12 protein-coding genes are annotated in these 11,672 nt (G+C 66.0%); 7 read left to right on the top strand and 5 right to left on the bottom strand.

Annotated elements, in window-relative coordinates; all coding sequences use genetic code 11:
* Positions 1-5: 5 nt before the first annotated feature.
* Positions 6-884, top strand: coding sequence for a transglutaminase family protein (locus tag JL811_RS05150; RefSeq protein WP_202687431.1), 879 nt, complete (start codon positions 6-8; stop codon positions 882-884).
* 28 nt (positions 885-912) lie between these two features.
* Here the strand turns inward: JL811_RS05150 and JL811_RS05145 are convergent, their stop codons facing one another.
* Together JL811_RS05145 and JL811_RS05140 are read right to left on the bottom strand one after the other, a co-directional pair.
* Positions 913-1,689, bottom strand: a complete 777-nt coding sequence (locus JL811_RS05145) for an SDR family oxidoreductase (RefSeq protein WP_202687430.1) — start codon at positions 1,687-1,689, stop codon at positions 913-915.
* Positions 1,690-1,713: 24 nt separating this feature from the next.
* On the bottom strand, positions 1,714-2,409 hold the full coding sequence (locus tag JL811_RS05140) for an FCD domain-containing protein (RefSeq protein WP_202687429.1): 696 nt from the start codon (positions 2,407-2,409) through the stop codon (positions 1,714-1,716).
* 113 nt (positions 2,410-2,522) lie between these two features.
* Here JL811_RS05140 and JL811_RS05135 point away from each other — a divergent pair, with 113 nt between their 5' ends.
* The 4 genes from JL811_RS05135 (at position 2,523) to JL811_RS05120 (ending at position 6,156) form a co-directional block, all read left to right on the top strand.
* Positions 2,523-3,458 carry a 3-hydroxyacyl-CoA dehydrogenase gene (locus JL811_RS05135; RefSeq protein ID WP_202687428.1) on the top strand — a complete coding sequence of 312 codons (936 nt, stop codon included), beginning with the start codon at positions 2,523-2,525 and terminating at the stop codon, positions 3,456-3,458.
* A 19-nt stretch (positions 3,459-3,477) separates the two neighbouring features.
* Positions 3,478-4,398, top strand: a complete 921-nt coding sequence (gene kce / locus JL811_RS05130; protein ID WP_202687427.1) for a 3,5-dioxohexanoate:acetyl-CoA acetone transferase — start codon at positions 3,478-3,480, stop codon at positions 4,396-4,398.
* Positions 4,399-4,460: 62 nt separating this feature from the next.
* A complete protein-coding gene (locus JL811_RS05125) occupies positions 4,461-5,132 on the top strand; it encodes an RraA family protein (protein WP_202687426.1) in 672 nt (223 codons plus the stop codon).
* 112 nt (positions 5,133-5,244) lie between these two features.
* The gene (locus JL811_RS05120; RefSeq protein ID WP_202687425.1) at positions 5,245-6,156 is read left to right on the top strand and encodes a sugar kinase; all 912 of its coding nucleotides are present in this window, start codon (positions 5,245-5,247) and stop codon (positions 6,154-6,156) included.
* Positions 6,157-6,471: 315 nt separating this feature from the next.
* On the opposite strand, the gene JL811_RS05115 is transcribed toward JL811_RS05120, so the two are convergent.
* Entirely contained in the window at positions 6,472-7,917 is a 1,446-nt protein-coding gene (locus JL811_RS05115) for an aldehyde dehydrogenase family protein (RefSeq protein WP_202687424.1), read from the bottom strand.
* 229 nt (positions 7,918-8,146) lie between these two features.
* On the opposite strand from JL811_RS05115, the gene JL811_RS05110 reads away from it, so the two are divergent.
* A complete protein-coding gene (locus JL811_RS05110) occupies positions 8,147-8,803 on the top strand; it encodes a peroxiredoxin (RefSeq protein ID WP_202687423.1) in 657 nt (218 codons plus the stop codon).
* Between the two features lie 123 nt (positions 8,804-8,926).
* On the top strand, positions 8,927-10,192 hold the full coding sequence (locus JL811_RS05105) for a D-amino acid dehydrogenase (RefSeq protein WP_202687422.1): 1,266 nt from the start codon (positions 8,927-8,929) through the stop codon (positions 10,190-10,192).
* Here the strand turns inward: JL811_RS05105 and JL811_RS05100 are convergent.
* Together JL811_RS05100 and JL811_RS05095 are read right to left on the bottom strand one after the other, a co-directional pair.
* Positions 10,174-10,467, bottom strand: coding sequence for a DUF6525 family protein (locus JL811_RS05100; protein ID WP_202687421.1), 294 nt, complete (start codon positions 10,465-10,467; stop codon positions 10,174-10,176). The genes JL811_RS05105 and JL811_RS05100 overlap by 19 nt on opposite strands.
* Positions 10,464-11,666, bottom strand: coding sequence for a GTP-binding protein (locus tag JL811_RS05095; protein ID WP_202687420.1), 1,203 nt, complete (start codon positions 11,664-11,666; stop codon positions 10,464-10,466). The genes JL811_RS05100 and JL811_RS05095 overlap by 4 nt, the downstream gene beginning before the upstream one ends.
* Between the last annotated feature and the right edge of the window lie 6 nt (positions 11,667-11,672).

Below are 11,672 nucleotides of genomic sequence, written 5' to 3'. Positions count from 1 at the left end.
CCGCCATGATCTATGATATCCGCCTTGTGATCGACTATGCCTATGCCGCGCCATCGGACGGGGTGCGCACGATCCTGCGGCTGATCCCGCAGGGGGATGCGGCGCAAAGCGTCCATTCGGCCCTGCTGACGATTGATCCGCCCCCGGATGAGCGGCGCGACTTCACCGATTTCTTCGGCAATGTCACCACGACCGTGGGCTGGCACCATCCGGTGACCGCGATCACCTACAGTCTTCAGACGCGGATCGACCGTCTGCCCGATCCGCCATTTCTGGATCTGTCGCCGCCGCTGGCCGCGCTGGCCGCAACCCTTGCGGCACAACAGGGTCTGGACCCCCTGTCGCCGCACCACTTTTCCGGGGCCTCGGCCCGCGTGGCACCGCTGGAGGAGGTGACCGACTTCGCCCGCGATTGCCTGAGCCCCGGCATGACGGTGTTTCAGGCCGTGCAGGCCATCGGGCAGGCGCTGCATCGCAGGCTGGAATTCGATGCGGCGGCAACCACCGTCGACACAACCCCCGCCGAGGCGTTCGCGCAGGGCCGGGGCGTCTGTCAGGATTTCGCCCATGTCATGATTGCGGCCCTGCGCGGGATCGGGGTTCCGGCGGGCTATGTCTCGGGCTTTCTGCGCACCTTTCCGCCGCCGGGCCAGCCGCGTCTGGAAGGGGCGGATGCGATGCATGCCTGGGTGCAGGCCTGGTGCGGGCCGGAAATGGGCTGGGTTGAATTTGATCCGACCAATGACCAGATGGCGGGCCCCGATTACGTCACCGTCGCCCGGGGCCGCGATTATGGCGATGTGCTGCCCGTCCATGGTGTGTTGCGCAGCGCGGGCGGGCAGACCAGCGGTCAGTCGGTCGATATGGTGCCGGCAGAGGAATGACCATCCGCCGGCATGGGGCGCCGTGCCATCAGGCCAGCATCTTTGTGTCGCCATCGACCGAGATTGCCTGCCCTGAAATCGTCCGCCCCCTTGGACTGGCCAGAAACAGGATCTGGTCGGCCAGTTGCCGCGCGGTGACATAGTCGCGGATCGAGGTATAGGAGAAGGCCGCCGCCTCGATCTCGGCAAAGGTCTTGCCCAGACGCTGCGCCTTGGCCTCCAGCACGCGGCGCTGGCGGTCGCCCGCGACGATGCCGGGAAGGATTGCATTGACGCGCACGCCGTCCTCACCCAGCTCGATGGACAGGGATTTGGTCAGGCCGATCACCCCCCATTTCGCCGCCGCATAGGCCGAGCGCAGGGCGAATCCGTGTTTGCCCGCCGCCGAGGCGAAGTTGATCATGGATCCGTTGTCACTGGCGCGCAGCAGCGGTGCCGCCAGACGGGCAAAGTTGAACTGGCCGGTCAGACAGACATCGACGCAGCGGTCCCAGTCCTCGGGCGCAGTCTCCTCGACCTTTGCGGTGGCCCCGGCGGTGCCCGCATTGTTCACCAGACAGTCCAGCCCGCCCAGATCGGTGGTGGCCTGTGCAAAGAAGGCGGCAACGCCCGCGCGATCCGTCACGTCGCACCGGGCGGCGCGGATCGCGGGGTCGGATTCCGCAAGCGCGTCCAGGGCGGCCTGATCCACGTCGCAGACCCAGACGCGCGCGCCTTCTTCGATAAAGGCGCGGGCGACCTCCAGTCCGATACCGGCCGCACCTGCGGTGACAATGACGCGGCAACCGTTCAGCTTCAGATCCATATTCCGTAGTCCTCCGGGCAGGGTTCAGGGGGCAAGACAGCCCCGGGCAATGATGAATTCGGCGGCAGAGGCGATATCGCGGGCAATCGCGGCGCGTGCCCCTTCGGCATCGCCCGCGCGGATCGCGGCCAGTGCTGCCGCATGGCAGGCCACGGCCTGCCCTTTCTGCAGTCGTTCCGGGCTGGCGCGCAGATCAAGGTTCAGGACCGGCCCCACCCGCAGCCAGAGCGGGGTAATCAGTTCGGTCAGCGTCGGCGACCCGGCGGCGGCATAGACCGCGAAATGGAATTCCTGATTGATCTGCACCGCGCGGGCCATATCACCGGACCGGTCATCGCGCAGGGCGCGGAATGCGGCCTCGGCCGCCCCGATGCGCTGCAGATCGTCCGTGCTGCGGTTGCGCGCGGCCTCGGCGGCGGCGAAACCCTCGACCTCGATCCGCACCTTCGTGATGTCGCGAAACCGTGCCAGCCCCATCAGCGGCACCGACGCGGCCCGCTTGGCCGACACGTCCAGCGCGCCCGAGGCGGCCAGACGGGCCACGGCCTCCCGCACCGGCATGACGGAAATGCCCAACCGGGCGGCCAGATCGCGCAGCGACAGCCGGTCACCCGGCGCGACCTGCCCCGCCATTAGCAGCGCGCAAAGCCGGTCATGCGCCTGATCGCCAAGGGTCGGTTCGCGGGCAATCGGGCCGCCAAGTGCAGAGGTGGGTTCCACGAAAATTCCATTCGACCGGACGGATAGCCTGTGGCAGGATATCTGTGATCTGAGATCACAGCAAGGGCTATGCCCGCCGCCAAATCCACTGCCGAACCAAGGAGGAGATCCGCTTGCCCCCCGAAAACCGAACCGCCGCCATCATCGGCGCGGGCCTGATCGGCCGCGCGTGGTCAGTCGTCTTTGCGCGGGCGGGCTGGTCCGTGCAGATCTGGGATCCGGATGCGGCCACGCGGGACGGGTTTCTTGCGGCCGCAGCAGCGGATGCCGAAATCCTTGCCCGGCACGGTCTGACTGCGCCTGCCGCCGAACTGGTGGCGCGGATGACGGTCTGCGATACGATGGAGGCGGCCCTGCAGGGCGTGTCCTTCGTGCAGGAAAACGGCCCCGAGAACCCGCAACTGAAACAGGATCTGTTCGCCCGGATGGATGCGCTGGCCCCGCGCGACGCGATCCTTGCCTCCTCCACCTCGGCGATCATCCCCGAGATCTTTTCCAAAGCGGTGCCGGGCCGGGCGCGCTGCCTGGTGGGGCATCCGGTCAATCCGCCGCATCTGGTGCCGCTGGTCGAGATCTGTGGCGCGCCCTGGACTGCGCCCAGGGCGATGGCCTGCGCGCAGGATGTTTACCGCGATGTGGGCCAGACACCGATCACGCTGAACCGGTCGGTGGACGGGTTCGTGCTGAACCGGCTGCAGGGCGCGCTGCTGGCCGAGGCGTTCCGGCTGGTCGCTGATGGTGTGGTCAGCCCCGAGGATCTGGACCTGACCCTGACCGACGGGCTGGCGCGGCGCTGGTCCTTCATCGGGCCTTTCGCGACCATCGACCTGAACGCGCCCGGCGGCATCGCGGATTACTGCGCCCGCTATACCGGGTTCTATCGCCGTCTGGCCGATGATCCGGCCCGGGCCGATGTCTATGACGATGACCGGATCGCGCGCATTCTTGCGGCCTGGCCGCATGGGCCTGACCCCGACCGTCTGGCCGTCGCGACGGCCGGACGCAATGAAAGGCTGGCCAGCCTTGCCGCCTATCTCAAGCAGTTCTGACACCGGAAGGAAGCCCGCAATGGCCCGCAAAGTCATCATCACCTGCGCCGTGACGGGCGCGATTCATACGCCGTCTATGTCGCCCGCCCTGCCGGTCTCGCCCGAAGAGATCATCGAGGCCGCCGTGGGCGCGGCCGAGGCGGGGGCGGCGATCATCCATCTGCATGCCCGTCATGCCGATGGCCGCCCCGATCAGTCGGCCAAGGGGTTTGCGCGGTTTCTGCCGGTCATCAAGCAGCGCACCGATGCGGTGCTGAACCTGACCACCGGCGGCGCGCCCTATATGACCGTGGCCGAGCGGGTAAAACCCGCCCGCGATTTCGCGCCCGAGGTGGCCAGTCTTAACATGGGGTCGATGAATTTCGGGCTGTTCCCGATGCTGGGGCGGTTCACCGAGTTCCGCCATGACTGGGAAGCGCAGCATCTGGGCAATCGCGATATCGTTTTCCGCAATTCCTATCAGGATATTGAATTCGTGCTGGATACGCTGGCCGAAACCGGCACGCGGTTTGAATTCGAATGCTACGACACCTCGCATCTGTACAACCTTGCCTATTTTCTTGACGCGGGAAAGGTGAAGGCGCCGCTGTTCGTGCAGACGGTCTTTGGCCTGATGGGCGGGATCGGCGCGCATCCCGAGGATGTGCAGCATATGAAACGCACCGCCGACCGGCTGTTCGGCAAGGATTATGTCTGGTCGGTGCTGGGGGCGGGGCGGCATCAGCTGCCCATTGCCGCCATGTCGGCGGCGATGGGGGGCAATATCCGCGTGGGGCTTGAGGATTCGCTGTGGTCCGGGCCGGGGCGGATGGCGCAGTCGAATGCCGAACAGGTCACGCAGGCGCGCCGCATTCTGGAAGGGCTGGGGCTGGAGGTGGCAACCCCGGATGAGGCCCGCGCGATGCTGGCCCTGAAAGGCGGCGACCGGGTGAATTTCTGACCCGGCAGGATCATCTGACCGGGCCGCGCGCCCGGATTCCGTTTTGAAAAAGGAGATTTGCAATGCCGATCCTTCATCATCTCGCGCAGATCGCGCCGCTGGATCCCGCCATGGCGGCGCGCTGGCGGGTTATTCCGTCTTCGGTTGCGGCCGATATCGGGCCGGATTGCCTGATCGACCCGGCGATCCGCCCGATCTGTCCGCCGGGTGAACAGCCGCCGCTGTTCGGCCGCGCGCTGACCCTGCGCTGCATGCCGCCCGATTTCGGGGCCGTTCAGGCGGCGATGGATCTGGTGGCCGCGGGGGATGTGCTGGTGATCGACGCGGGCGGCGATGGCAGCCATGCGATGATCGGCGATATCCTGTGCGGGCATCTGGTTGCGAAAGGCGTGGCCGGGGTGGTCTGCAACGGCGCGGTACGCGATGTGGCCGAGATCCGGCGCATGCCGGGCCTGTCGGTCTATACCCGCACCGTCAATCCAAGGGGGCCGCTGAGCGCCCGCGAAGGCAGTATCGGCCTGCCGGTTTCCATCGCGGGGCTTATGATCCGGACCGGCGATGTGATCCTTGGGGATGATGACGGGCTGGTGGCAATCGCGCCTGAACGGCTGGAGGCGCTGCTGCCGGGATGCGAGGACAAGCTGCGCCGCGAAGACATGCTGCGCAAACGACTGGCATCCGGTGAGCGCGCGCAGGATATTTTCGGCCTGCCCGATCCGCTGCGCATGGGGTGAGCCCCCGGGCGTCTTTCCCTGCGTCACCGCAACTGATATGCCAGTTTCCGGGCCCGGCATTCCGGCCCGGACGGGACGGTCCCGCCCGGCGGCAGCCCTGCAAGGTGAACCGATGACGGCAAGGCAGATTTCCCCGCGTATCATCTCGGTCGGTGAGGCGATGATCGAGCTTGCACCGGGGGATGCCCCGGCCAGTTTCAGCATGGGATTTGCCGGTGATACGCTGAACACCGCATGGTATCTGCGCCGCGCCCTGCCGGCGGGCTGGTCGGTCGATTACCTCAGCGCGGTGGGCACGGATGCAGTGTCAACGCGGATGCTGGATTTCCTGACCGATGCCGGGATCGGAACCGCGCATCTGGCGCGGTTGCCCGACCGGACGGTGGGGCTTTACATGATCGAACTGAAGGACGGAGAGCGTTCCTTTTCCTATTGGCGTGGCCAAAGTGCGGCCCGCCGTCTGGCCGAGGACCGCGCGCGGCTGGACCGGGCCTTTGCCGGGGCCGGGGTGATCTATCTTTCGGGCATCACGCTGGCGGTGCTGGAGGGGGCGGGCCGCGCGACCCTTCATGCCGCCTTGCGCACCGCGCGGGCGGCGGGGGGGATCGTGGTCTTCGATCCGAACCTGCGGCCCCGGCTCTGGCCCGACGGGGCGGCGATGTGTGATGCGGTGATGGAGGCGGCGGCGCTGGCCGATATCGTCCTGCCCTCGCATGAGGATGAGGCGACACATTTCGGTGATGCCGACCCTGCCGCAACGGCGGCGCGTTATGCGGCTGCCGGGGCGGGGCTGGTGGTGGTCAAGAATGGCGGCGGGGAGATCCTGACGCTGACCGAAGGCAAAAGCGCGCACCATGCGCCCGTGGTCGTGGAACGGGTGGTTGACAGCACGGCGGCGGGCGACAGTTTCAACGCCGGTTTTCTGGGCGCTTGGCTGACCGGGCAGGATCTGTCCGCATCGGTGCAGGCGGGGGCAGGGCTGGCCGCCCATGTGATCGGCCATCGCGGCGCGCTTTGCCCCTGAAGGGGGGGGCGCAAGCCTTCAAGGCAAAGACCTCGCCCTTGCGATTGCCATGGACACGGCCATCGCCGTGGCCACGCACGTCGTTTTGCAAGATGAAAGGCGGGGGCCAAAGCACCCGGCCAGTGCCCGCCCCGCCCATGGCGGGCACTTCTCGCTCGCCGGGGCAGGCGCTGACCTTTGTCGCCCATGCTGAAGCGATCATTTGGCTCACCGGGCGCTGCGGGCGGGGAAAGGCCGTGCCTTTCCTGATCCGCCCGCGCTCCGACGGTTCCTGTAACCTGAACCGGCTTTCAGAAGGGCACCGCCCCCATCACATCACTCGGCCGCGTCGTCCCAGCCCGAGATGGCCTTGACCTCAAGGAATTCCTCGATGCCCCAGATGCCGCCCTCACGCGCGCGGCCCGAGGCCTTGACGCCGCCAAAGGGTGCGGCCTGTCCGCGCGACTTGCCATTGGTTTCCACCATGCCGGATTTCAGACCGCGTGCCAGCCGGTTGCGGCGCTGGCCATCCTGCGTCTGGACATAGTTGGTCAGCCCGTAAGGTGTGTCATTGGCGATATGCAGCGCCTCTTCCTCGGTCTCGAAGGGGATGATCGACAGGACCGGCCCGAAGATCTCCTCCCGTTCGATGGTCATGCCCGGGCGCACATCGGCAAAGACGGTCGGACGGACATAAAAGCCCTTGTTCATGCCTTCCGGCAGGCCGGGACCGCCCGCGACCAGACGCGCGCCTTCGTCGATGCCCTTCTGGATATAGCCCTGAATCTGGTCCCATTGGCGGCGGTTCACCACCGGGCCGATATGGGCGCCTTCCTGACTGGCCGGTGCAACGGCGGTTTCCGATGCGACACGGGCCGCGACCTCGACCGCGCGGTCATAGGCCGGGCGTTCCACCAGCATCCGCGAGGGCGCGTTGCAGCTTTGGCCCGAATTATACATCATATGCTTGACGCCGCGTTCCACCGCCTTGTCATCGGCATCGGCAAAGATCAGGTTGGCGCCCTTGCCGCCCAGTTCCAGCGTCACCCGCTTCAGCGTTTCGGCCGCCGCCTTGGAAATAGCCTTGCCGGCCCGCGTGGACCCGGTGAAGGAAATCATTTCCACATCCGGATGGCTGGACAACTGGCTGCCCACCCCTGCGCCATCGCCGTTCACAAGGTTGAACACGCCCGGCGGCACGCCCGCATCATGGCAGAATTCTGCGAACAGCAGCGACGAAAGCGGCGCCTCCTCGGATGGTTTCAGCACGCAGGTGCAGCCCGCCAGCAGCGCAGGGATCGCCTTCAGCGTGACCTGATTCATCGGCCAGTTCCACGGCGTGATCAGGCCGACAACGCCGATCGGCTCCATCGCGATGCGGGTGCTGGGGGCATGCGGTCCCAGCGGGCGGATCCATTCGACATCGTCAAAGGCCTGCAGGAACCCCTCGATATGCCAGGACACGCAAGGGGCCTGATCGTCGCGGCTCATGCTGATGGGCGCGCCCATTTCAAGGCTGATGGCCTGTGCCATTTCCTCGGCGCGCTTCTTGTACTGTTCAAGAATGCCCTCAACGACCTTCTTGCGCTCGGCGGGTGCGGTTGCGGCCCATGCCGGGAAGGCGGCCTTGGCGGCGGCCACGGCGGCATCGGTATCGGCCTGATCGCCAAGGCTGATGACGGCGCAGACCTCTTCGGAGGAGGGGTTGATAACCTCGCAGTCGCGGGCCTTGGCGGGGGCGACCCATTGGCCGTTGATGTAGAATTCGCGTTTCTCGATCATGGGGATCTCCTTCATGTTGGGCAGAGCCTGTCACCGCAACCTGCCGCCTGCAAGCGCAGGAACGACCGGAATCGTTCCGCAAACCCGACAAAGTGACGAACGCGGTTTTGCCTTTTCATCGAGGTGGGCAAGATTGTCCCGTTTTACAAGGCGGGGCCGAAAGGGGGATGCAGGCCCCCTGCACCGCGCCTATCTGTAAGGCAGACAGCACGGGATAAGGAGATTTCGCATGTCCGTCCGCATCAATGACACCGCCCCCGATTTCACGGCGGAAAGCACCGCAGGCACGATCCGCTTTCATGAATGGCTGGGTGACAGCTATGGCATCATCTTCAGCCATCCGCGCGATTTCACGCCGGTCTGCACGACCGAATTCGGCGCGGTGGCGCAGCTTGCACCGGAATTCGCGAAACGCGGCACCAAGGTGATCGGCGTTTCGGTGGATACGGTTGCGGATCACGGCAAGTGGAAGCGCGATATCGAGGCCTTTGGCGGCGCGCCTGCCGATTTCCCGATCATCGACGACACATCGCTGACCGTGGCCAAGGCCTATGACATGCTGCCCGCCGAATATTACCTGCCGACCGAGGGGCGCGCCCCCGCCCATACCGCGACGGTGCGCACGGTCTATATCGTCGGGCCGGACAAGAAAGTGCGCCTGACCATGACCTATCCGATGTCGGTGGGCCGCAACTTTGCCGAGATCCTGCGCGCGCTGGATGCGGTGCGCGCAACCGATGGCGTGCCGGTGGCCACGCCCGCGAACTGGCAGCCCGGTCAGGATGTGATCGTGGCGCTGAGCCTGAATGACGAACAGGCGCGGGAGCGTTTCGGCGAGCTGGACATCCGCCTGCCCTATCTGCGTTTTGCCAAGGCCCCGGGTTGAGCGGCACAGCCGCCCTGAGCCTGTGACCACCCCGTTGCCCTGCCCCTGACCGGGCGGGGCATTGTCTTTCGGGCTTTGCCGAAGCAAGCTGGCAGGAATGACAGGTTGCGAAAGGGGCAGGCGATGAAGGTCGTGGTGATGGGTGCGGGTGTGATCGGGGTAACGACGGCCTGGTATCTGGCAAAGGGCGGCGCCAAGGTCGTGGTGCTGGACCGGCAGCCGGGTCCGGGGCTGGAAACCTCCTATGCCAATGCGGGCGAGCTGTCCTATGGCATGACCTCCCCCTGGGCCGCGCCCGGCGTTCCGGTGAAGGCGCTGAAATGGCTGTTCATGAAGCGCCGGCCGCTGTTCATCTGGCCGCTGATCAGCCCCACGATGTGGAAATGGGGCGCGCAGATGCTGACCAATTGCAATGACGCCGCCTATGCGGTGAACAAGTCGCGCATGGTGAGGATCTCGAATTACAGCCGTGACAGCCTGCCCGATCTGATTGCCGAAACGGGTATCGAATATGACGGGCGGTCGCAGGGCACGCTACAGTTGTTCCGCACCGAAAAGCAGATGAAGGGATCGAAGGCCGATCAGGAAATTCTGGCCCAGTTCGACAGCCCGTTTCAGGTGCTGGACCGTGAGGGCTGCATCGCTGCCGAACCGGCATTGGCCCAAGTGCGCGAGAAATTCGTGGGCGGGCTGCAACTGACCGCCGACCGGACCGGGGATTGCCGGCTGTTTACCATGGCGCTGGCCGAAAAGGCCGCCGAACTGGGGGTCGAGTTTCATTACGGCCAGAGCATCGAGGGCATCGCGGTTGAAAATGGCCGCGTTGCGGGCGTTGATACCGACAAGGAGGGCCGCGTGACGGGTGACGCCTATGTCTGCGCCCTTGGCCCCTATGGCCCCCGCGTGCTGAACCCGATCGGGTTGCGCCTGCCGGTCTATCCGGTGAAGGGCTATTCCGTCACCTTGCCTGTCACCGATGACGCGATGGCCCCGCAATCGACGATCATGGATGAAACCCACAAGGTGGCGATCACCCGGCTGGGCGACCGCATCCGCGTGGCAGGCACCGCCGAGATTGCCGGATACTCCAACCGCCTTGGCCCGCATGCAACCGATACGGTGCGCTATGTCATCAATGACCTTTTCCCCAAGGGCGGCGATGTCGAGAAATTCGAAGGCTGGACCGGCCTGCGCCCGATGACACCGGACGGCACGCCGGTTCTGGGCGGCACGCCCTATCCGAACCTGTTCCTGAACACCGGGCATGGTACGTTGGGCTGGACCATGGCCTGCGGATCGGGCAGGGCGGTGGCCGATCTGGTGCTGGGCAAGGAACCCGAGATTTCCTTTGATGGCCTGACGCTGGACCGCTACAACATCCGGCTTTGACCGGGCGGGCGGGCCGGGGGATGGGCAAGCCCCCAGACTGCGGTGGCGTCGCGGGCCAGCCTTGCAGCCTCGGCCGCGCGCAGCCGGTTCAGGGCTGCGGCTTCACATCCGGTTTCCGCCAGCGCCCGCCGCCAGATCCGCAGCAGCGAGGTGGCGCTCCACGGCAGGGCGGCCTGTATGGCCCAATGGCGCAGCGGGGCGGGCAGGCGGTCATGGGCGCGCATCGGATCGGTGCTGCGCCAGACCGCCCGGGGGGCAGAGAGGTTCCGCCTCATGCGGCGCGCCGCCATGCCGGGAACGGATCGGCCAGATCGCTCCATGCCTCGGGCGTGAAATCGCCCGCCCGCACAAGGGCCGCATCCAGCGCCGCCGTGATCGCCTCGCGGTCCATGCCGGCACCGATGAACACGATCTCCTGCCGCCGGTCGCCCCAGGGTTCGGCCCATTTCGCGGCGACTTCGGCCAGCATGTCGGGATGGGTCGGCCAACGGTCGCGCGGCACCGAGGCCCACCAGCCCCCCAGCGGCGTGACGGAGGACACCGCCCCGGCAAGGCTGAACTCGGCCACCCAGTTGGGCCTTGTCGCCAGCCAGAAATGCCCCTTGGCCCGGATCACGCCGGGCAGATCGCCGTTCAGCACCGCATGGACCCGGGCGGGATCGAAGGGCGCACGGGCGCGGTAGACGAAGGAGGAGATCCCGTATTCCTCGGTTTCGGGCGTGTGATCGGCGAAACCGTAAAGCTCTTTCGCCCACATCGGATGTTCATGGGCGCGGTCGAAATCAAAGAGGCCGGTATCGAAGATGCGGTCTGCCGCGACGCGGGACTGATCCGTCTCGATCACCTTTGCATCGGGGTTCAGCGCGCGGATGATCTTGCGCGCGGCATCCACCCGTTCGGCCCCGGCATCGGCGCATTTGTTCAGGACGATCACATCGGCGAATTCGATCTGTTCGGTCAGCAGATTGACCAGCGTGCGTTCGTCACCTTCCCCAAGGCTTTCGCCCCGGTCGGTCAGGAAGTCATGGCTGGAGAAATCACGCAGCAGGTTGATCGCATCGACCACCGTGACCATGGTGTCCAGCCGCGCCACATCCGACAGGCTCTGCCCTTCGGCATCGCGGAAATCGAAGGTCGCGGCGACGGGCAGGGGTTCGGCGATGCCGGTGGATTCGATCAGCAGATAGTCAAAGCGGCCTTCCGCAGCCAGCCTGCGCACCTCGGACAAAAGATCATCGCGCAGGGTGCAGCAGATGCAGCCATTGGTCATTTCAACCAGCTTTTCCTCGGACCGCGACAGTTCCGCCCCCTCGCGGACCAGATCGGCGTCGATATTCACCTCGGACATGTCGTTCACGATCACCGCAACCCGGCGGCCTTCGCGGTTGTTCAGCACATGGTTCAGAAGCGTTGTTTTCCCTGCGCCAAGGAAACCGGAGAGCACGGTGACAGGAAGACGGGTTTGCGCTTGCATGGGGGG

The sequence above is a fragment of the Szabonella alba genome (genome assembly GCF_016765775.1).
Taxonomy (GTDB): Bacteria; Pseudomonadota; Alphaproteobacteria; order Rhodobacterales; family Rhodobacteraceae; genus Szabonella; species Szabonella alba.
This window is presented reverse-complemented; position numbering and strand designations above follow the sequence as displayed.

Excerpts from the sequence above, each read along its gene's own strand:
- JL811_RS05115 (WP_202687424.1), bottom strand. The coding sequence starts at position 7,917 with ATGATCGAGAAACGCGAATTCTACATCAACGGCCAATGGGTCGCCCCC.
- JL811_RS05110 (WP_202687423.1), top strand. The coding sequence starts at position 8,147 with ATGTCCGTCCGCATCAATGACACCGCCCCCGATTTCACGGCGGAAAGC.
- JL811_RS05095 (WP_202687420.1), bottom strand. The coding sequence starts at position 11,666 with ATGCAAGCGCAAACCCGTCTTCCTGTCACCGTGCTCTCCGGTTTCCTT.
- kce (WP_202687427.1), top strand. The coding sequence starts at position 3,478 with ATGGCCCGCAAAGTCATCATCACCTGCGCCGTGACGGGCGCGATTCAT.
- JL811_RS05150 (WP_202687431.1), top strand. The coding sequence starts at position 6 with ATGATCTATGATATCCGCCTTGTGATCGACTATGCCTATGCCGCGCCA.
- JL811_RS05100 (WP_202687421.1), bottom strand. The coding sequence starts at position 10,467 with ATGAGGCGGAACCTCTCTGCCCCCCGGGCGGTCTGGCGCAGCACCGAT.
- JL811_RS05120 (WP_202687425.1), top strand. The coding sequence starts at position 5,245 with ATGACGGCAAGGCAGATTTCCCCGCGTATCATCTCGGTCGGTGAGGCG.
- JL811_RS05125 (WP_202687426.1), top strand. The coding sequence starts at position 4,461 with ATGCCGATCCTTCATCATCTCGCGCAGATCGCGCCGCTGGATCCCGCC.
- JL811_RS05145 (WP_202687430.1), bottom strand. The coding sequence starts at position 1,689 with ATGGATCTGAAGCTGAACGGTTGCCGCGTCATTGTCACCGCAGGTGCG.
- JL811_RS05105 (WP_202687422.1), top strand. The coding sequence starts at position 8,927 with ATGAAGGTCGTGGTGATGGGTGCGGGTGTGATCGGGGTAACGACGGCC.